The sequence below is a fragment of the Nostoc sp. C057 genome (assembly GCF_013393925.1).
Taxonomy (GTDB): domain Bacteria; phylum Cyanobacteriota; class Cyanobacteriia; order Cyanobacteriales; family Nostocaceae; genus Nostoc; species Nostoc muscorum_A.
Genome location: NZ_CP040281.1, coordinates 1,754,305 through 1,774,604, shown reverse-complemented (window position 1 = coordinate 1,774,604; position 20,300 = coordinate 1,754,305). Strand labels below are relative to the sequence as shown.

The following is a 20,300-nucleotide window of genomic DNA, read 5'->3' as shown; positions in this document are numbered from 1 at the left end:
TTATTTGTTCGTGAGAATTTTTTGGTAGGCTTGGATTGTTTGCCTTGCGATCGCATCCCAGCTAAAATTTTCTAAGGCATATTTTTGGGCGTTTAATCCCCGTCGCTGGCGTTCTGCGGGATTTTCCAAAGCCTCTTGCAGTAACTCTACCAGTGCTTGGACATCTGTTGCGCCTACCCAACCCGACTCACTATCACGTATCTGTTGACAAATATGCACTTGGTCAGAAATGACTACGGGTACACCTGCAACCATCGCTTCAGCTACAGCAATCCCAAAATTTTCGTAGTAGGAAGGTAAGACGAATAAATCAGCAGCTTGTAGTAAACTAACTTTGAGTTCACCAGTGACAAAGCCTGTAATTGTAGTGTGCGATCGCAATGGTGAATTTTGAATTTGGGATATTATCTTTTGTTCGTAATCTGGATCTTGAGGATTAGTCCCAGCTAAAACAAAATGAAACTTATAATCAACCGCTAACAGCTTCTCTAGCGCCGGAATCAACAAATTTAACCCTTTTTTCGGGTCAATTCGTGACATAAACAGCACCAAAGGCACATCTTTTGGTATTTCTAGCTGACTACATACATTTTTAATAGAAGATTGACGAGGAATCACACCCAAGGGAATCACCAAATCTGGTGTAGATACTCCAAATCGTTCTGATATTTTAGCTTCTTGCTCGCTAGTAAAATGAATTGCTGCCGCACCAGCTAAATTTTGGCGTTCTATAATTGCAACATAAAGCTGTTTTAATTGTTTTTTCTTCTGTAAATCAGCCGGATCGAGAGTACCCAAAGGGCGGAAAATATAAGGTAGCTTTTGCTGGCGACACACAATAGCAGCAGCGCTAATTATTGGGGAGAATAGAGCATGGATATGTGCTATGTCAAACTCGTGAGCATGAAGTTTTAGCCAGTTTAATAAATCTAGAGAAAATTTGTAGCGGCGAAACGGCGCACAACGAAAGTAAATTATTTCATAACCATCTTGTTTAATTGGACAATTTAAAGGAACATCCAAAGGTGTTTGGCCATTATCACCATTACTATCAGTTGTGAGAATTGTAACTTCCACTCCCTCTTTTACTAACGCCGGAGCTAATCCAAGTACCATTTGACTCGGCCCACCGTAAATTAGAGAAATTGAGGGAACAATTTGTAATACTTTCATTTTGTTGTCATTTGTCATTTATCTTTTATCCTTTATTATTCACTAATGACCAATGACTAATGACTAATGACCAATTCTTGATAAAACTCTAATTGCTGTTTCGCCAAAGCTTTATTGGTATATTGAACCATTGCTTTTTGATAACCCATTTCACCGAGATTATGAGCAAAATCTGGTTTATCCATTAATTGAACTAAGCAATTAGCAAGAGCTTGAACATCACCTTCAGGAAATACTAAGCCAGCATCGCCAATGACATAGGGAATTTCCCCGGAATCAGAACCAATCACAGGAACTTGGCAAGCCATCGCTTCAATTAGCACATGACCAAATTGCTCTTTCCAGCCAGCAGAAGTTAAGGTTTTAAACTTGTAAGTTGTTTCTGAAGGTAATACTAAAGTACTCATTAAATTGATATAACTTACAACCTCATCGTGAGGAACACTTTCGATTAAAATTAACCGTTCTTTAATATTGTTTTCTGCCGCGATTTTGAGTAATTCAGTCTGCAACTCTCCTCGCCCCAATAATAGTAATTTCCAAGGTTTATTTTTCAATGCAATTAAGGCTTGTAAAAGCGTTAATAAACCCTTTTCTTGGACAAATCGCCCTACAAAACCTACTACAAAATCCTCTTTATGAATACCAAATTTAGCTGCTAACTCTGGTTGATTTTTGGGAGTAAATAAACTTTCATCTATACCCAGTTGTGGCATGACTTTAATTGCTCCTTTATATCCCCGTTGTCGCAAAACTTCTGCTCCATCTTGATTGCCAGAAATAATGCCGTGGCTGTGGTTGAGGTTATATTTTTCTAATAAAGAAATTGGTAGTTTCAGTTGGTAAGGAAGATTCCACCAAGTAAAAAATATATTTTTTGCCTTGAGTCCTAATAGCTGATTTAAGGCAATCATCTGAGTATAAGCCAAGGCTCTAGAACCTTGTTCAACTTGGATGATTTGCGGGCGAAATTGTTTTAATAAAGATATCAAATCGGCTCCAAAAGTAAGGAGTCCCTGATGATTTTGACTAAAATTAGAAACTGGAACTATTCTAAATTTGCCTTCATCGCGGTATTCAGTTTCAATAATTCTGTTTTGTACACCGCCTGGTTTCCAGCGCTTTGGGACTACAACTGTCACTTCAATGTCAGGTTCTAGTTGAGATAAAGCGCGTAATTTCTCACAGTTGAGGTCTACGATATAAGTATGACTAGCAACTAAGATTTTCATCTATCCTTTGTTATTCACTAATGACTAATGACCAATGACAAATGACTAATAACTAAACTTGTTTATCCAATCGGCTGTAAATTTGACCATCGTTCCATAGTGATTGGATGACAGTACCCAAGGCTTTGAAAAAACCCAAAATATAGAAAATACCGCGAGTGCCAATTTTGATAGGGGAACCACTTTTATGGCAAGGTGGTCGTCCCAGAACGTGACAGTCAAATAAACGACCGTATAGGCGTAAAGCTTGAGTCGCAGTCAGGTTTTTCAGCCCTAGTAGGAAATGGTTGTGATAAAAGGTGAGTTGATATTTTAGCGATCGCATACTAATATCATGACAACCCCCTGTTTCTTCGCCTAAATGCACCAAATGGGCTTCTGGGTCGTACCAAATTTTATACCCCGTCTGTCTTACCCGCAAACAAAAATCTGATTCTTCGCGCACTGCACTACCGCGAAACCTCTCATCAAACCTCAATCCATACTTAGTAAATATTTCGCGGCGAAATGACATATTACAACCCCTGGCTGTCAGTACTTGCTGAGGTTTGGTGGTATGTACTAAATCAATATGATACCAAGCAATTCCTGGGTCCATAGCTTCGGGAGGCAGATATTCAATCTGTAAATCTCCTCCAGAATCACCTAATTTCATTCTGTCAAACACCCGTCCAGCGACAGCCCCCACTTCTGGATTTTGCAAATAATTTTTCGCATGGGCTGTTAACAATTCTGGGGTTAGCTGAACATCATCATCTATAAATAATATTATTTCACCAGAAGACCGCCGCACAGCATAATTTCGCGCCCCTGGCAAACTTGCCCAATCTAATCGCAACCATTTAATTTTACCTACATCTGCCATCTCTTCTAGGTAGGCTTGAATTTCTGGTTGGTGCGTTGGGGTTTGGTCTACTACTAAAACTTCAAAATTGGGATAATCCTGTTTCAGGACATCTACAATGCTATCTCGTAGCGCTTCCTCTCTACCATAAGTCGGGATAACTACAGAAATTAAAGGATAATTATCCATGATTTTTATTAAGTAATTTTTCTATTTTGATAATAACCTTATAAAAATTAATTTTCATTAAGTTTATTAAGCTACTCTTGCCTTAATTTACAGTCAGTCAAGAACCGAAGAACTAATTAAGATTGCTTTTAATTCTTTATACTCCCACCGCCGCAGCCGCATAGAGATTATCAAATAACTCATTTTGCTTTTCGGAGTTATGTACAAGTTGCGCTTGAGCTAATGCTCCTGCACTTAGAAATTCGTAATGTTCTCGTTTATCACTTCTATCAAGAAATTGCATAATTTGTTGCAATGCTTTTTCTGCTAAATAGTCATAAGTGCTATTGACAATTTCCCAATATTCATCAGTTTTAGTTTTCTCTCCATGTAGCCAATTGCTCCAGTGCCTAATTTCATTAATTGGCAACTCTAAAATATAGCCATTTTCACCATTACGAACAAACTCTGGTAAGGCGCATACATTTGTCGTAATTACAGGAGTTGCAACAGAAAAACCTTCGATGATACTATAGCCATAAGTATCATGTAATGTTGCCATTAATTGAAAATGGCTTTGCGATAATAGCTCAAGAACTTTGTCATTAGGAATATTTCTATGAAATACAACGTTACTTAATTTCAGTAACTTTAAATCCTCTACATATTTACTGCGATCGGGGAAATCAGTTGGAACTCCTGAACCATGTTCTAGTCCCGATATTATATGTACAGTAATCGGCAAACCTAGTTTTTCAGCTTTCTGAGCTAGTCTTAAAGCAACAACTCCACCTTTACGGGCAATGTGATTTCCGATAAATACAAGCTGGAGATTTTGTTGTTCCTGATAAAGTTTCGATTGCTTAACTTTTATTGGGAAATTGGGATGAATAACATCTACTTTCTTACTTACTTTTTCTTCTATTTTCCAACCTTCTATCCGCTTGATTAATCTCAACTTGGCATAATCAGAAATTGCAATAATTTTTTGACAATTGTCTAGTGCTAATCGATTATTTAATAATTCATAAATTGCTGCTTCAACTTGATTTTGAGGATTTCTATATAAAACACGATGATCCTCAAAGGTGAGAAACCAAGGTTTATCTGTATATAAAATTCTGTTGAAAGAATGAATTGCTTGGTATCTTTGCCATACAGGTTGCCAAGCCATAAAACTGGCTAAAGGATACCAAATTTTTTCTATAGGATATCTGCCTGCGGGGAAAGGCTTGGGGTAGATGAGTGTATGCCGAGAATTTCGAGGTAAGTTTGGAATGCTGAGGTGTTTTTGACCTCCTATGATAACTTTTGCCATTTTTATTTCATTTAAATTGTTTTTAGACGTTTTCTCTTGTTTTTTTGCTCAGGGTCGGCATCTTCCTTATCTTGTTTCTCTAATTCTGGCAGTTTAAAAAGAACTCCTGCAAAAAACCAATAATAGACAGCAACCGGGTCAACATCTAGAGGATAGTAGTAGGTGTTGTAGCTAATAAACAATATAAACACCCATAAAGCTGCTCCGTAACTGCGGAAATTACGGTTCTTTATGGAGCGATAGGTTTTAAAGCCCATAATTGTTAAAGTTGTTACCAAACCCAAAAAAGCTAGTACTCCAATAATTCCAACTTCAAAAAGGACTTTGGGATAGTAGGTTTCTACCAGTTTAGTTTTACCCATTGCGCGGGCAGAGTTAGTTGCTCGACCTAAGCCACTTCCCAAAGGCCCATCTACGTTTTTCCAATTCTCTTCAAATTGCTGGACGATAAAATCTTGAGGTGGTGAAGCGTCCCAGCGACTGGTAAAACTCTCGGTTCTCTCTTGGACGACGGTAGGGTTAGTTACCATCACAATTCCTAAAACTATAGCCAGTCCTATACCTATGGGGATAAATTTTTTAAGGTTGCCAATTTGACCAGTCAGCAATAGCAAAATCCCGAAACAGATTGGTACTAAGGCTAAGGCGATTCTTTGTCCAGAAATTACAGCATTGATAAAGACTGTCACTAAAGAACCTAAACCGACTATCCGCCAAATAAAAGAGGGATCGGTGAAGCCAGTGGCAAAGGTAAAAAAGGTGCTGGAAATTAAGAACCACGCCCATTGCCAAGGGGCTACAAATGTTCCTGGCAGACGAATTACCCCTTCTTCGGGACTATATAAAAGCGCTCCACCAAAATAACACCGGGCTTCTAGTGATGTGACAAATAGGGCATTTCCTTCAAGACCCCTAGTGCCTTGACATATACCAGTTAGCAGTAAGAGGTATTGGATACATCCCAACACACAACAAAACAGTATGAGAACAATTTGGAGGCGCGATAAAAAGAGAAAATCCCGCTTATCCCGAATTAGATAGTAAGCACAACCAATCAGAGGGACATAGCCTAAAAATACTTTTAGCCCCAAAATTCCCATACCTAAAGGTATTTCTTTTTCTGCTTTTTCTAATAGTCCGACGCTAGGCGGGTTAAACTGCTGTCCACCATTGACAAATAATAGTGTTAATACACTGCAACCCAAGACAATATAAAGCGGAATTTTAATGCCTTGGGGAATAATTAAAGGTAATCCCTGCTTTCGACAAGTTTGCCAAAGTCCAATTAGCGCTGGAACATAAAAGGCATCTTTAGCTAATTGGAGTATGGGACTACTGCCTAAATAGTAGGTGATAGTACCCCCAACAGGTACGTAAATGATGAAGGCATATAGCGCTTGGCGCGGATATTTGTAAGAAAGGGACATGATGATTATCCCTAAAACACCGGGGAGTGCTGCTTTAATTCCACCTACGAAAAAAAGCACAACGCCAATGAATAAACCGCCAAAAGTGGCGGTGGTGAGTAAACTAATGAGTTCTTTACGTGCTAGGGCTGCTTTGCGTTTTTGGGCTAACTGTTCTTTGAGACTAAGAGTAGAAGTTTCCTTAGAAGTCTGCTTTTTCGATTTTTTAGATGTCTTGGATTTTGACTTTATTTTCGGCATAGTAGCGCTGTAGCCTATCAGCATCAAGAGAATACATTATACTTGACAAATATTTTGGGATTGCTGTAAGTTGTACAACCCAAATTCGTCCTCAACCGATTGATTTAATAATTTGCGATTAAAAATGTTAAATTTTAATCTTTTGGAATTATCAAAAAGATTTTCTCCTGTGTCCAGGATATAAACTGCTCCTGGAAATGGTAATGATTTAATAGCTTTTCCTTTATTCTCTAAAATATCCCTAACTTTGCCGTGATCTATATAATATCTATAGTATCCGTAGCCACGATTATACTCTGCGCTTTCGGGCAAATAGTTCAGATCGTAGCGAATAATGTTACAACTACCGCACATTTTATAAAAATTTCTTCTTTTAATATATACATATTTACTACCTTCCTGATATTTATAACCTTTGTTAATAACCCATCCATCCGAATCAGGATTTTGTTGAATAAATTGGGCTAATTTTTTGCTGACACAATCATCAGCATCAATTGCCATAGTGTGAGTCGGAGAAAATTGTTGAGCATAAATCAATCCTTTCAGGATTTTACGCCCTTTATCTGTGTCTCCCTTCGCTACAGGGTTAGTCTCGTTGGGAGGAGAAAAATCAACTGTAACGTATGTAATATGAGAATGGGTGAATTCGATTTTTGGCTTTTCGTGACAAACAACAATAACGTGAAAGTTAGGTGAGGTTTGATTGCAAACTGATTTAATGCATCTTTCAAATAATTGGGTAACACGTTCCCAGGAATTGGAAACTTTTGCACTTTTAAGTGGGATAACAAAAACAAGCATGATATTATTTTTAGATCAAGTATAGGAATCTGCTTTGAGTTTTAAAGTTAATTCGCTTAAAAGGCAATAGTAAAAGAAGCATTTTTGAGTATTGCTGAGTTTGTTCAAAAATAAAATATGAGTTTTATAGAGAAGAATCTCGAAGTAATTGAAGAAGAATTCAGAATTCAGAATTCAGGAGTCAGAATCAAGACGCTCGATGACTCGCTAACGCTCGCTATCCGCTTTTTCGTTCAGAATTTATTCTGAATTCTGACTCCTGACTCCTGAATTCTGTTCGATAATAACACGTTCAGACTGATGTAATGACGTGGTGATTTTTTTGATAATTAATTAGGCGGACATTATATAACAATACAAATACAAATGTCACAGCTTCTACAGATAACCAAGGCTGGTTAATTTGTAGAAGCTGTGACGGAAAATTGGCGTTTGTTAAAAGCTGAGATAATAGCTAACTTAGTCCATCAGATGTTGCTGGACTTTTGAAACTAATTCATTTGTCCAGTAGTTGGTAAGTTCGGCATTGGCGGCTTCTACCATGACTCTGATTACTGGTTCTGTACCAGAGGCGCGAACCAAGATTCTACCAGAATCACCCATTGCGGCTTCAGCAAGAGCGATCGCTTGTTGCACCGGTTCGCAATCTTGCCACCCCAAACGGCGATCGCGATCTGTAACTCGCACGTTCCGCAAGATTTGCGGATATGTCTGGAAGCTTTGATCTACTAATTCTGCTAGGGAAACACCCGCTTCTTTCACCAAAGCTGCTATATGCAAGGCTGTTAACAAGCCATCTCCAGTTACAGCATAATGACGGCAAAGAATATGACCTGATTGTTCGCCACCTAACATTGCCCCAGTTCGCTGCATTTCGGCTTGTACGTATTGATCGCCGACGGCGGTACGAATTAATTTACCACCAATTTGTTGCCAAGCTTTTTCAAAGCCCAAGTTAGCCATGACTGTAGATACAATCAGGTTGTCTGGTAGTTGTTGGTTTTTTTGTAAATGCCGTCCCCACAGGTAGAGAATGTAATCGCCGTTAACTTGTCTGCCAGTATTGTCTACTGCTAAGACGCGATCGGCATCGCCATCGAAGGCAAAGCCGATATCGGCGTTGTGTTCTTGGACTGTGGCGGCAAGAATATCTAAATGAGTGGAACCGCAGTTAACATTAATGCGATCGCCATCTGCTTCGTTATGCAAGCAGATCACGTCTGCCCCCATTTCTGTAAATACTGACGGTGCTAACCCGACTGCTGCACCCCACGCCAAGTCTAAAACAATCTTCATTCCTTCGAGATTGAGGCCACTGTTTAAAGGTTTTTTTAACGCCTCGCCATAATGCCCGACTAACTCAAAACGTGAGTAATGCCGTCCGCAATTACTGACTTTAGCGATCGGTGATATTTTCCCACGCAGCCCCGCTTCTATTTCTGCCTGTAATATTTGCGGTAGCTTTCCACCATTTGCACCAAAAACCTTAATTCCATTATCCTCTGGGGGATTGTGGCTAGCAGAAATCATTACTCCACCGATCGCATCACTGATGCTGGTGAGATAGGCAATGCAAGGAGTGGGACATAATCCCAAATACCAAACTTCTAATCCTGCTGCTGTTAACCCTGCACTCAAAGCCATTGCTAGCATATCGCTGGAGTTTCTAGAGTCCTGTCCGAGAATGACTGGCCCTATTTGATTAGCATGGTTACGTAAAACAATCCCCGTCCAAAAACCAACTTGCAATGCTAAGGGCGCACTCAGCAATTCTCCGACTCGCCCGCGAATCCCATCTGTACCAAATAAAGGATTTGCCGGTAGTGGGATTAAATTCAGTCCAAAACTGCTTTCAATCCCTTTGCCTAATCCTTCAGCTTCGGAAGGAGAATCTCCAGGAATGCCTGGTATCCGAGTTATAGATGAAACCATATATTTAAACACTCCACACAATCACACTGAAAAATAGCACTTAAGACTTTATTCAGCAATTTTGACATGCTTTTTCTCTTTAGAAATTCATTCTAAATTAAGCCATTTTTACGTAATTATACTGAATTACAGACTTTCTAATTGTAAATATTTCATAAAGTCAGTATTGGTTTTTACATTATTAGTAAAGTCTCCACATTTTAGCTAATTATTCCTTTTATGCCATTAACTTGAGTCTTGATTTTTATTTGTATTTAGTTCACATTTTGCAATGCTATTAACAAGAAATACAATGTAAGGAATATTACCTAGATTTCATTATGGATATTCTTTGAGAAAACTAATAATGAAAGCAAAAGTTAGCTTATGACAACAGAAAATCAAAACACCGGAATGTAAAGTTATATTACGTGCTTTTATTACTGTGTAAAAAACTACAAAATCATCGCAGCTTAAAAAATTTTAATATAAATTCTCATCAAATAGTTTTAAGGTAACGTTTTAATGGCTTTTTTAGCCGTTAGTGAATTAAAACTCGGCAGTTAACTTTTTAAAGTTGAGAAATTTAGCATGAGCAGCAATTTAGCAACCAAATTACGTGTAGGCACTAAGAAAGCCCACACAATGGCAGAAAATGTAGGTTTTGTCAAGTGCTTTTTAAAAGGAGTAGTAGAAAAAAACTCTTACCGGAAACTAGTTGCTAACTTCTACTTCGTCTACTCAGCGATGGAAGAAGAAATGGAAAAGCACCGCCAGCACCCAATTCTTTCTAAAATCAACTTTCCCCAGCTAAACCGCAAGTATACCTTAGAGCAAGACCTGAGTTATTACTTTGGTGCTAACTGGAAAGAGCAAATCAAACTATCTTCCGCAGGTGAAGCTTATGTAAAGCGCATCCGAGAAATCTCTGCCACAGAACCAGAACTGTTAATCGCTCATTCATATACTCGTTACTTGGGCGACTTATCTGGGGGACAAATTCTCAAAAACATTGCAGTAACAGCGATGAATTTGTCTGATGGGCAAGGAACAGCTTTTTATGAGTTTCCAGAAATTTCTGACGAGAAGGCATTTAAAGCCAAGTATCGGCAAATTTTGGATGAATTACCCCTTGACGATGCGGCAACCGATCGCATTGTTGAAGAAGCAAACGCCGCCTTTGGCACGAACATGAAGATGTTCCAAGAATTGGAAGGCAATTTGATTAAAGCGATCGGTGTAATGGTGTTCAACAGCCTCACACGGCGACGGACACGCGGTAGTACTGAACTCGTCACTGCTGAGTAACGGTATTGACATTGCGGAGTATGGTGTGTGGAGTCTAAGTCCAGATAGCCTGATGCAAGATAATTTACAGGTATTTCTGGAATAAGAGCGATTAACGCTCAAAATATTTAGGGGCAATAGCCCTGTGACTGTTTTCTATTCGTGAAAGCAAGCATGGGGAGATTGCCCCTCAATTATGATTAAAAGAGTTAGCCCGGATTTCTCACGCATAGTGTAGGCAGAGGGAGTGTGGGGAGTGTGGGGGGTAAGACTTCTTCCCCATCCTCCCACACCTCCCACACTCCTGGATTTCTCACTTGTGAGAAATCCAGGTTAGGAGTCATCGATTTTAGATTTAGGATTCAAAATTAGGTAATTTCTGGGCGCTCTTCATCCTAAACTGGATATTGCTGTGCGATCGCTATCTTCATCTTGTAGCGGTAAATCATATCTATCATACAGAACTTTTATATGTCGGCTAAATTGCTCCTCAACAAAATAGCTGCTAGAAAATTCACTTGCAAAAGAAACTTGATGAAAGTGATAATCTAGATTTAGTAGATTGTAAACAAGTCTTAAAAAATAATCATCGATCCAAAAATCTACATCAAATAGTGAAATACCATATTTCCCTTCCAACCTCCGATTTAAAGTTTTTAGTAACCAAGACCATTGAGGTTTGAGGGTGGGATCGATACGGTTCCCAAATACAGGATTAAAAAATTGATTTACTTGAGTTGTTCTCACATCAATCACTTTATTTAGTAAATCTGCTGCCTTGATTGGAAATTATTAAGCTTTTGCATTACTTGGTAATGTCTCTGTTTTCCTTTCCTCAAATCCTACTAGCTAGGCAGTTACGAAGTAACTTAAAAATCTCGACCACCTGGTTATGGCAACTTCTGTTACATTCGTTGCACAATCCCAAAAATATCAGTATCAAAAATAGTTGATCTGCCAAATTGCCAAAAACTTCTTTTTGTGTATTTTAGGACTAGCCCTTTCAAGGTGACTCATAAAATCTCTTATTTTTCCTCAGCGCTACGCCAGTTGCTACAAGTCGGGGAACCCGCCCAACGCACTGGCTTCTCTGTGCCTCTGCGGTTTAAAAGTATTTTTTCTAACCACAGAGGCGCAGAGGACACAGAGTATAGAGCTTAAAGAGGAATCTATTTACCAAAATTTTTACGCACCTTGAAAGGGGTAGTCTTATATTTCGAAACTTCCAAATAAAAAAGTATCTAACTACTGATTGTGGGGTAAGCGTCTCACCCGCCTGTAGCACTTCACGCTATTCTTGATCAAACGTCAGCGAACAAGTTTATTGCAGCGAACTTTAAAAAGCATGGGTGGCAAATTAATTGTATTTGAAGGGGTGGAAGGCTGCGGCAAAACCAGCCAAATGCAGCTTTGTTCTCAGTGGTTGGAAAATCTGGGTGTTTCTGTGGTGGTCACTCGTGAACCAGGGGGAACAGAGTTAGGCTTACATCTTCGCCGCTTACTACTAGAGAAGGCAGAGGATAAACCAGTTGCAGAAGTGACAGAACTTTTATTGTATGCTGCTGACCGATCGCAACACGTGGAACAAGAACTTAAACCAAATCTCGCAGCAGGGAAATATATTTTATGCGATCGCTACACTGACTCTACCATTGCCTACCAAGGATATGGTCGCGGTTTGAATATGAGTTTAATCAATCAGCTTAACTATATTGCCACTGCTGGACTAGAGAGTGACTTAACTATTTGGCTAGATATCGATGTCGAAGTTGGACTAGACCGCAAACGGGGAGATGGAATCGGATTAGACCGCATTGAACAAGAAACAATCGCTTTTCATCGGCGCGTTCAGCAAGGATACGCAGAGTTAGCAGCATCTTATCCTTCAAGAATTGTGCGGGTAGATGGCAGCTTGAGTAAAGAAGCTGTGCAACAAGTAATTCAAGGAATTCTGCGCGTACACTTGAACCCGGATTTCTCACGCATAGTGTAGGCAGAGGGAGAAGAGGAGTGTGGGGAGTGTGGGGAGTGTGCGGGGTCAGATTTCTTCCCCATCCTCCCACACCTCCCACACCTCCCACACTCCTTGATTTCTCACAAGTGAGAAATCAAGGTTGAAGGGGTTCCCATAGGTATATCTCAAATTTTGAAGTGTTTACTTAACTGTCTTAACTGTCCTTGCATCCTTGCTTTAAGCCTGAGAATATAAAAGACGTGGCATTTTCCGATTCCACACCCGAATTTAAGACCATTGCATTGCTCACAAAAGCGTTGGCGCAGACTGCCGCAGGCATCGTTATCTTCAGGGGTCTAACAAACCCACTACACTGAAACGAAGCTTAATTTGCCATTTATATATTTCAATAAAAGCTTGGGAGGAAGAGTTTGTATGAAATTTAAGTCTGTTTCCATAGGTATTGGTTTAAGCATTCTCAGTTTTTCAGTTAGTTCATCCCCACGGACTGTATTCAATTCACCAAGAGTCCTTGCCCAAGAAGTTAGTTCTTCATGTCCTCTACCATCTGATATTGCCGTTACCTTCCTAAATTCTAAATGTAAAGAAGTCAAACTAGAGGAGCCTAAGACTTTTTATCGTTACTATAGTAACAGCGAGAATAGATATGGTAGGTATTTAACAACTGATAAATACGAAACAAATGTAGAAGTAATTAGGAATTTAGCTCTTAATCAATCATGGGGCAATAAAGCCACTATGATTCAACCAGTTACTTTGCCGGCAGGAACGACAGTTTATCAAGGCATTGTTGCCCCTCAAACCCCCACTCAATGCTATCCTGGCGGTGGTCAACAGACTTTTATTAAAGATACAAGAGATCCAAACATTAAGTGGTCTGAGGGACAAAATATCATCGAAAAAGATTTTAGTTGTCCGTAAAAATCATGGAAAACAAGACAGAAGAATTCATCAAATTGCTCGATAAAGCTCTTGAGATTGCCGAACAGATTCGTAGAGATAAACAACCAGAATTTAAACATTCAGAGCGTTTAAACAATCTGATCGGTGCCCTGGAATCTATTAAAAGTAAGACGCTGATTGGTAAACTTGAAGCATCAGGAGGAATCTCAACCCTTGGGCTGGCTCGTGAAGTGGCTGATTGGATTGAGCCGTTAGATTCGCCATTATTAAAAGCTGTAGGTACGATAGAGGAATATTACCAAAAATATCTCTAAATACTACAGGCTTAATAAGTAAAGCGGATCGCCCTTTAGCCCAATGTCAACTCAGCTATCGATATTCTTGCATATCAAGCTCTCTTTTAAAACCTCATATTCATCAATCAGAATGTAAAAAAAAGCGATCGCTTCCTTAAACTTAAAGAGCGATCGCAATTTTTTAACTACAAAATAGAGATTAAGCAGCAACAGGTTCTAATAATTTGATGTCAGAGAAGATAAATTCCTGAATAGATATTTGTCCTGCTGTCTCGGTACGAATCTCCCGACGATTTAGGATAAAATAATCACCAACTTTTTCATATTCATCGACAAATTCGCTTCTACCGCCCTTTTGTTCCCCAGTTTTGGGGTCATGGTAAACAGAGTCATAGCGGTGGGACAAGTAGCCTTCCCCAGTGTCGTGGCTGCTAAAGGTGTCAATTGTCACGAAAGTACCGTGGATTAGACGGTGAACATGACACACTTCATTATTGCGGACTTTGTATTTATCGCCCTCAGCCTTACCACCCATTAAAAGCTCAACCGCACCAGTCTCGTCAGTTTTGCCATAGCTAAAGGTATTGGCGCTGTGGGTGTCTTCAAAGCTGCGGCGGACGCGGTGAATCGCTATCTCCCATGCTTGACCATGAATTGCTTTCTGGGCTGGCTCGTCATCTACATCCAAAACTTCGGCTTTCAGATTGGCAGTGATGATAACCTTGCCTGTAAATACTTTATCATCTTGCTTATAGGTAATATTGGCAGTATAACCGGGAAAATTCTTGTCCCAAGTATAGCGGTTCTCATAAGCAGCCCGGAAAAGTTCCTGAGCAGAGAGTTGTGTAACTGTCATGTGCTTCTCCTAGTCGCTACTGTAAATTAGCGTTTTAGTTTCGTTGGTATTAGCATAGAAGTAATTGTTGAGGCTTGGATAGTCCCCAACTGGGTACACTTATGCTTATGGTTAATTCTCTCCACGCCATATTTCATGCGATCGCCAATGTTCGAAATGAGCAAGAATTAAGGCTAGCTCTCACGGATAAAATTGGTGAGCATTTTGGTGTGCAAAATTGGGGTATTTATCTCCTAGACGATCGGCCAACGGCCCAAATCGATGTTCAGGGTATTCCGGCAGTATGCTTAGAAAGTAATCCAGTGGGGCGCTACGTGGTTGAGCGTCACGCTCCCGCCCATGAGCAGTTATTATTATCACCAGGAGACTGGAAGCATTTTTGCTCGCGTTCCGATCACGAACACGTAATGACTGGGCCAATTGTTTGCGATGGTCGTCTTGTAGGAACACTTAACTTGGCTCGTGATAAGGGAAATCCTGCTTTTAATGGCAACGATCTGGCTGATCTGAGTGCATTATGCATCCATTTATCAGCAAAAATGGCGACTCTACGGACGACAAAACCACAAATATCCAATTCCCTTTTAGTAAGTCCTCTAACAGCGCGTGAGTTAGAAATTGCCGAGTTAGTGGCGCAGGGGTTAACAAACTCAGAAATTGGGGAAAAACTTTGGATTACGCAAAATTCTGTCAAACAAGCTTTGAAGAGGATGTTTCGTAAGTTGAAGGTTTCGGCGCGTGCAGAAATGGTGGCAAAACTGCAAGATATCAAAGTTTCTTAGAGGATGTTCGAAAAGTCTTCTTGTCGGTATCAAATAGTTCTTCATCGCTGGAGTTCTTTTCCTTATACTCCTGTTGACGATTTCTTTTTCTTTAATTCCTCCTAATTGTAAAAAACCTACACCTGTCAGAGGGGGCAGGGGAGCAGGGGAGCAGGGGAGCAGGGGAGCAGGGGGATAGGGGGATAGGGGGACAAGGGGACAAGAGGTGAGAACTTGAAACAAGTCTTTCCCCTTGTCCCCAAGTCCTCTTCCCAATGCCCAATGCCCAATTGTTAAATGTTGTAACCTTTCTACAAGGGTTTCAGGTAATCCTTCATTAATTTTTGGAGATATCTATGATCGTTCATCAAAACTAGAAAGAGATAATTACCATGAAAAATGATAAATCCTCTCCTATTCGCCTGTTAATCGTTGACGATCAGAGCCTCATTCGTCAGGGACTCAAAGCAATGCTAGAACAGGAACCTGATTTGGAAGTGGTCGGTGATGCTGAGAATGGTAAAGTTGCTCTAGAGCTTGTTGCAGAACTTCAGCCCGATGTGGTGCTAATGGATATTCGAATGCCCGAAATGGATGGACGAACTGCAACAAAACTGATTATGCAAAGCTTTCCTAATATCAAAGTTCTCGTCTTGAGTACATTTGATGATGATTCTTATCTAACAGGGGCAATGCGTGCAGGTGCAAAAGGATATTTGCTTAAAGATATGCCTTCAAGTGAGCTAGCAGATGCAATTCGCTTTGGGCATTCTGGCTATACTCAATTTGGGCCGGGGTTATTTGATAAATTATTAGTTACGGAAGCAGCTTCAGCTAACCAAAATTCCGCTTCATCAAAGCCATCGGAAATTACCGCACGAGAACAAGAGGTTTTATGTTTGATTGGTGTTGGTGCAACGAACCGCGAAATTGCCCAACAACTTTATATTACCGAAGGAACGGTAAAAACTCATGTGACGAGTATTTTAAACCGTCTCAATCTCAAAAATCGATCGCAACTAGCAATCTATGCAAATTCTGTTCTCAATCAAGAAAAGAAACTATCCGGGAAACTACCAGAATAAACCAGAGGGCGATAAAACAATTCTAGGAATAGCCCTTTCAAAGTGGGTAAAAATTTTGGTCACAAAATTCCTCTTCAATCTCTTGACTCTGCGTTCTCTGCGTCTCTGTGGTTAAATAAATTATTTTTAAACCGCAGAGGCACAGAGAAGCCAGTGCGTTGGGCGGGTTCCCCGACTTGTAGCAACTGGCGTAGCGCAGAGAGAAAAAAGAGATTTTACGAGTCACCTCTTCAGGGGCTAGTCTTAAATTCTTATATAAAACATCTCAACAAAGGGATTTTTCTCTTGTTTATTAAAATTTATTGCTTAATCTTATAAAATAGGTAATCAGCCGTATAATTTACGCTAATTTCTCGGTTTTCAGATGATTTATCACACCCTTGAACAGGGGCTTTTCCGCCAACTGTATTGATCCGTTGAATCCAATTTACTTGGCGGAAGATACCATTTCCTTCATGAGATTGCGCCTCTAATAATAGCCAGGGAATTGCATCATCTTGGGGTGCATTTACCTTAGATTTCAACTTACCCACGACTTTGCTACCGTCTTTGGCTTCCCAGGTTGGGCCTGCATAATGCTTGCCCAAATCTTGCCCTTGCTCATTCAGTAACACGGCATCGGGAGCCTTAAGCGTCCACTCATACTGCTCAGGAGATTCTGATTTTGGTTTGCAGATATAGATTTGTGAACCCTTGGCAGATGCTTTTAAAAGAAGTTGCTCACCATTTGGGACTTTTATACTATCAGGGATCGCAGCGACATCCGCTATGCGTTGGGCAGGCTCCATAGTTCCTGCGATCGCAGTTTTTACAGAAGCACCCCACCCATTCAACATCAGCAGCGAAACAACAAGGCTGCAATTTATCTGAATAATTTTACCAAAAGTAGGTGACATAATATACATCTCCTTCATTTGTGATTTTAAAGCTTTTGTCGTGCCATCAGTTGGGCAAACAATCCTGGTTGATTGGCGAGTTGATCAAAACTGCCTTCTTGGACTACACGACCATTCTCGAATACATAGATGCGATCGGCGTTGCGAATGGTACTCAGACGGTGAGCGATCGCAATCCGTGTCACCTTCAAACGCTCTAAACTTTGACTGACGATCGCTTGAGTGCGGTTATCTAAGGCACTGGTGGCTTCATCAAATAACAAGATTTTGGGTTTTAATACTAGCGATCGGGCAATCAATAATCGCTGGCGTTGCCCTCCAGAAATATTGGTTCCTCCTTCACTAATTACTGTGTGCATTCCCATTGGCATCGATTCGACATCTTCAGCAAAGCCAGCCATCCGTGCGGCTTCCCACGCTTCATCCATCGAGATCATTGCTCCACTGGCGATATTTTCAAAGATGGAAGCAGATGTCAATCGGCTATTTTGCATCACAACTCCTAATTGCCGACGCACTGCATGAATATCTAAACCCGTTAAATCTTGTCCGTCGTAATAAATCGTGCCAGATTCCGGGACATCAAACCCCAGTAATAATCGGAACAGCGTTGATTTTCCACTCCCCGAAGCTCCGACAAAAGCGATAAATTCGCCAGGTTCCGCATGGATGCTAACATCATCCAATGTCAAAGGCCCGTCATCTCGATACCGGAAAATTACATGATCTACAACCACTCGTCCAGAAAGCCGACCTGGATCAGCTTTTTCCGAGTCTACTTCCGGTTTGGATTCGAGAATCGGCTGCGCTCGTTCCCACAAAGGAATCACTTGTAAAACATCTATAATTGTGCCGCTAAGACTGGTAGCCCCACCGATAAATGTGCCAAATGCCGCATTAAATGCTAAAAATACACCTGTAGATAAACCACCTTCTGGGGAATTGGCTTGCTGAAGTAAACTGCTGGCGAACCAGAAAAGGATTGCTGTAGTCAATACAGGTAAGATTTTATTAATCACAGCTAGAGCATCTTCAATGCCTTGGGTACTCAGCATCCATTTAATTTGCTGACTGTACTGTTTTCCCCAAAAAGCAAAGGCGCGGGCTTCTGCGCCTGCAACTCGTAATTTGCTAACGCCGTTGATTAACTGCACCATTACCCCTGAGAGTTGCCCTTGTAACTCTAGTAAGGGACGAACCTTCCGCAGAGTGTAAATTCCCGAAACCAGAGTAATAGTAATGTTGACAAAAGCAACAAGAGTGGCAATCAATGCTAGCGAACCGTTGTAATAAAAAAGCAGTCCTAAATTTAAAAACGCAAACAAACTGGTGAAAATGCTTCTGAGAACAGTGCTACTGAGCTTTTGGCGGATTTGGCTAATGGCGCTTACCCGTGAGTTCAAATCTCCAGTTGAGTACTGACGGAAGAATGATGCTTTTAGATTCAATAACCGATCCCAGACTGCTGCTTGCGTGGAAGCATCAGCAAAGGTTTCCACGCGCATGATTGCAAAGCCTTGGGCAAGTTGAAACAAGGTGCTACCAAATGCAGTTGCTAGCAGCGCTAAGGCAATTTGCAGTAATAAACCGCGATTGGCATCAGGAATGGCACTGTCAATCAAGATTGCCATAGCTTGGGGGACGATCATTCCTAATAAACTCGTCGCCATACCCGCAGCCAAGACAATCAACAATTCCTTGTAGTGTCCTTGGAGAGCAAATTTCAGTAAATCGATGGTGGTGAGGACTTTATCAGGTAATGGGCGATAGAAGGTATAGCCAGTCAGCGCCAGTTTAATCGCAGTTTTAGCATTAACCGGAGTGCGCGATCGCTTAATTGGATCAAAAATTTCATAGCGGGTATCAGATACAGGTAACAGCGCCACAGGATTGTTATCTTCTAGCGTGTAAGCCAGCATCGCACCGCAATCCTTCTTCCACCATTGACCCTGTAAAGCGATCGTTCGGGTTCGTAAACGAGAAGCACGAGCGATCGCTTGTAGCGGATCTTGAACTCGTTTCAGGTCTTCAGACTTGGCTGGTGGTCGAATCGTCACACCTAAAGTCCGCCCCACAGCACCCGCAGCGATGAGCAAAGCTTGGTCAAAATCATTGGCTTCAATTTGAGCAGAAGCGGCAATTTGCGGAGATTGCAGCAACGAGGCTAACTCGCCCAGCGTCTCCTTCATTACATGATCGTTGAGGTGTTGCCGTTCTTGAAATCGGTTTAATTCTACCGCTTTTTCCTGCTGTTCCAGAAGAAAAAGGCTCTGAAGAAAGTAGACTTGAATTTGGAAAATCCCCCTCAACAGAGTATTAGCATCCTCAATCTCAGACGTAGTTAGGATTTCTAGCTCGGTTGTATCTTCAGCTTGAAACCACATATCTGCACTCAACGGCACCAATCCTGATTGAGGCATAACTAACAGTTGCTCAAACCCCATCCAAACCGCGTAACCACGCTGAATTTGTACCCAGGATACCAGCTCTCGCTGTGGTTGGAAAATCTGACCATTGCTGAGTGAGAAATAGCGAACCCCTTCTTCTTGAAACGGCAGTCCAGGTGGAGTAATAGAAGACAGCGCCAATCCTAGTTGCTCAATCCATCCCTCTATTAAAGTTACGGCTTCGCCATTGCGATCGCTAATAAATTCCCGAAAATCTTTCCTTGAAACTTTCATAAGTTCCGTTTCTTCAATCGACACCGCCAGCAGTTGATACGGTATCGGCTGAGAATCACTAATGATGCCAAACATTGCCTGTCTAGTTCGGGTAGTAAATAAATAGCGGCGACTTCCCTCAGCAATTCCCTCTTTCACCGGAATCGCAAACACCGCCAATGAACCCGATTTTACGATCCAAATCGTCTTCGGGTCATTGAGAATAATTGGCTCATTGCCTTTGAAGTGATAGTACTCTCCCGGCAGGGTGGCGCTGCGAATTTGATCTAACATATATATTCCTGCTCCATAAAATTAATACAAAGGCTTGGCGGTTCAATAAATAAAGTAATTGTGGATAAAAATTTTGCTAACCTCTTAACTCTGTGTTCTCTGCGCCTCTGTGGTTAAATAAAAGACTTTTTAACCGCAGAGACGCAGAGGACGCGGAGAGAAAAAAGAGA

General features: G+C 40.9%; 17 protein-coding genes. 6 read left to right on the top strand and 11 right to left on the bottom strand.

The annotated features are described in order from the left end of the window. The 7 genes from hpsP to glmM all read right to left on the bottom strand — a co-directional run bounded on the left by hpsP (window position 1) and on the right by glmM (window position 9,138). Window positions 1-1,173 (bottom strand): hormogonium polysaccharide biosynthesis glycosyltransferase HpsP, encoded by a 1,173-nt coding sequence (gene hpsP, locus FD724_RS08110; RefSeq protein ID WP_179075445.1) that lies wholly within the window; start codon window positions 1,171-1,173, stop codon window positions 1-3. Between the two features lie 56 nt (window positions 1,174-1,229). After that, a complete protein-coding gene (gene hpsO, locus FD724_RS08105; protein ID WP_179072244.1) occupies window positions 1,230-2,405 on the bottom strand; it encodes a hormogonium polysaccharide biosynthesis glycosyltransferase HpsO in 1,176 nt (391 codons plus the stop codon). A 52-nt stretch (window positions 2,406-2,457) separates the two neighbouring features. After that, window positions 2,458-3,438, bottom strand: a complete 981-nt coding sequence (hpsN, locus tag FD724_RS08100) for a hormogonium polysaccharide biosynthesis glycosyltransferase HpsN (RefSeq protein ID WP_179072243.1) — start codon at window positions 3,436-3,438, stop codon at window positions 2,458-2,460. Window positions 3,439-3,574: 136 nt separating this feature from the next. Next, on the bottom strand, window positions 3,575-4,735 hold the full coding sequence (locus tag FD724_RS08095; RefSeq protein ID WP_179072242.1) for a glycosyltransferase family 4 protein: 1,161 nt from the start codon (window positions 4,733-4,735) through the stop codon (window positions 3,575-3,577). A gap of 11 nt (window positions 4,736-4,746) precedes the next feature. Next, complete coding sequence (gene hpsL / locus FD724_RS08090) at window positions 4,747-6,402, bottom strand: hormogonium polysaccharide biosynthesis protein HpsL (RefSeq protein ID WP_179072241.1); 1,656 nt, start codon at window positions 6,400-6,402, stop codon at window positions 4,747-4,749. Between the two features lie 36 nt (window positions 6,403-6,438). After that, window positions 6,439-7,206, bottom strand: coding sequence for a glycosyltransferase family A protein (locus FD724_RS08085; protein ID WP_179072240.1), 768 nt, complete (start codon window positions 7,204-7,206; stop codon window positions 6,439-6,441). A 459-nt stretch (window positions 7,207-7,665) separates the two neighbouring features. Continuing rightward, window positions 7,666-9,138 (bottom strand): phosphoglucosamine mutase, encoded by a 1,473-nt coding sequence (gene glmM, locus FD724_RS08080; RefSeq protein WP_179072239.1) that lies wholly within the window; start codon window positions 9,136-9,138, stop codon window positions 7,666-7,668. Between the two features lie 570 nt (window positions 9,139-9,708). Between glmM and FD724_RS08075 the strand changes: the two genes are divergently transcribed. Further along, on the top strand, window positions 9,709-10,425 hold the full coding sequence (locus FD724_RS08075) for a heme oxygenase (biliverdin-producing) (protein ID WP_114085732.1): 717 nt from the start codon (window positions 9,709-9,711) through the stop codon (window positions 10,423-10,425). A gap of 369 nt (window positions 10,426-10,794) precedes the next feature. Here the strand turns inward: FD724_RS08075 and FD724_RS08070 are convergent, their stop codons facing one another. Next, window positions 10,795-11,151 carry a hypothetical protein gene (locus FD724_RS08070; RefSeq protein ID WP_218651508.1) on the bottom strand — a complete coding sequence of 119 codons (357 nt, stop codon included), beginning with the start codon at window positions 11,149-11,151 and terminating at the stop codon, window positions 10,795-10,797. Between the two features lie 598 nt (window positions 11,152-11,749). Here FD724_RS08070 and tmk point away from each other — a divergent pair. From tmk to FD724_RS08055, 3 genes are all read left to right on the top strand, one after another. Beyond that, window positions 11,750-12,397: a dTMP kinase gene (tmk, locus tag FD724_RS08065; RefSeq protein ID WP_179075444.1), complete on the top strand. Its 648-nt coding sequence runs from the start codon at window positions 11,750-11,752 to the stop codon at window positions 12,395-12,397. A 396-nt stretch (window positions 12,398-12,793) separates the two neighbouring features. Beyond that, window positions 12,794-13,300, top strand: a complete 507-nt coding sequence (locus FD724_RS08060; RefSeq protein WP_179072238.1) for a hypothetical protein — start codon at window positions 12,794-12,796, stop codon at window positions 13,298-13,300. Between the two features lie 5 nt (window positions 13,301-13,305). Continuing rightward, a complete protein-coding gene (locus FD724_RS08055) occupies window positions 13,306-13,596 on the top strand; it encodes a hypothetical protein (protein ID WP_114085735.1) in 291 nt (96 codons plus the stop codon). A gap of 181 nt (window positions 13,597-13,777) precedes the next feature. Here the strand turns inward: FD724_RS08055 and FD724_RS08050 are convergent, their stop codons facing one another. Beyond that, on the bottom strand, window positions 13,778-14,434 hold the full coding sequence (locus FD724_RS08050; protein WP_179072237.1) for a DUF3386 domain-containing protein: 657 nt from the start codon (window positions 14,432-14,434) through the stop codon (window positions 13,778-13,780). Window positions 14,435-14,541: 107 nt separating this feature from the next. On the opposite strand from FD724_RS08050, the gene FD724_RS08045 reads away from it, so the two are divergent. Next, window positions 14,542-15,216 carry a LuxR C-terminal-related transcriptional regulator gene (locus tag FD724_RS08045; RefSeq protein WP_114085737.1) on the top strand — a complete coding sequence of 225 codons (675 nt, stop codon included), beginning with the start codon at window positions 14,542-14,544 and terminating at the stop codon, window positions 15,214-15,216. 371 nt (window positions 15,217-15,587) lie between these two features. After that, entirely contained in the window at window positions 15,588-16,280 is a 693-nt protein-coding gene (locus FD724_RS08040; protein ID WP_114085738.1) for a response regulator transcription factor, read from the top strand. A gap of 299 nt (window positions 16,281-16,579) precedes the next feature. Here FD724_RS08040 and FD724_RS08035 read toward each other — a convergent pair whose 3' ends face one another. Both FD724_RS08035 and FD724_RS08030 read right to left on the bottom strand, forming a co-directional pair. Beyond that, window positions 16,580-17,176: a DUF3455 domain-containing protein gene (locus FD724_RS08035; protein WP_179072236.1), complete on the bottom strand. Its 597-nt coding sequence runs from the start codon at window positions 17,174-17,176 to the stop codon at window positions 16,580-16,582. A 26-nt stretch (window positions 17,177-17,202) separates the two neighbouring features. Then, window positions 17,203-20,130, bottom strand: a complete 2,928-nt coding sequence (locus FD724_RS08030; protein WP_179072235.1) for an NHLP bacteriocin export ABC transporter permease/ATPase subunit — start codon at window positions 20,128-20,130, stop codon at window positions 17,203-17,205. Between the last annotated feature and the right edge of the window lie 170 nt (window positions 20,131-20,300).

Coding starts and splice junctions, on each gene's coding strand:
- FD724_RS08060 (WP_179072238.1), top strand. CDS start 12,794: ATGAAATTTAAGTCTGTTTCCATAGGTATTGGTTTAAGCATTCTCAGT.
- tmk (WP_179075444.1), top strand. CDS start 11,750: ATGGGTGGCAAATTAATTGTATTTGAAGGGGTGGAAGGCTGCGGCAAA.
- hpsO (WP_179072244.1), bottom strand. CDS start 2,405: ATGAAAATCTTAGTTGCTAGTCATACTTATATCGTAGACCTCAACTGT.
- FD724_RS08085 (WP_179072240.1), bottom strand. CDS start 7,206: ATGCTTGTTTTTGTTATCCCACTTAAAAGTGCAAAAGTTTCCAATTCC.
- FD724_RS08075 (WP_114085732.1), top strand. CDS start 9,709: ATGAGCAGCAATTTAGCAACCAAATTACGTGTAGGCACTAAGAAAGCC.
- hpsL (WP_179072241.1), bottom strand. CDS start 6,402: ATGCCGAAAATAAAGTCAAAATCCAAGACATCTAAAAAATCGAAAAAG.
- FD724_RS08050 (WP_179072237.1), bottom strand. CDS start 14,434: ATGACAGTTACACAACTCTCTGCTCAGGAACTTTTCCGGGCTGCTTAT.
- FD724_RS08030 (WP_179072235.1), bottom strand. CDS start 20,130: ATGTTAGATCAAATTCGCAGCGCCACCCTGCCGGGAGAGTACTATCAC.
- hpsP (WP_179075445.1), bottom strand. CDS start 1,173: ATGAAAGTATTACAAATTGTTCCCTCAATTTCTCTAATTTACGGTGGG.
- FD724_RS08045 (WP_114085737.1), top strand. CDS start 14,542: ATGGTTAATTCTCTCCACGCCATATTTCATGCGATCGCCAATGTTCGA.
- FD724_RS08055 (WP_114085735.1), top strand. CDS start 13,306: ATGGAAAACAAGACAGAAGAATTCATCAAATTGCTCGATAAAGCTCTT.
- FD724_RS08040 (WP_114085738.1), top strand. CDS start 15,588: ATGAAAAATGATAAATCCTCTCCTATTCGCCTGTTAATCGTTGACGAT.
- hpsN (WP_179072243.1), bottom strand. CDS start 3,438: ATGGATAATTATCCTTTAATTTCTGTAGTTATCCCGACTTATGGTAGA.
- glmM (WP_179072239.1), bottom strand. CDS start 9,138: ATGGTTTCATCTATAACTCGGATACCAGGCATTCCTGGAGATTCTCCT.
- FD724_RS08035 (WP_179072236.1), bottom strand. CDS start 17,176: ATGTCACCTACTTTTGGTAAAATTATTCAGATAAATTGCAGCCTTGTT.
- FD724_RS08095 (WP_179072242.1), bottom strand. CDS start 4,735: ATGGCAAAAGTTATCATAGGAGGTCAAAAACACCTCAGCATTCCAAAC.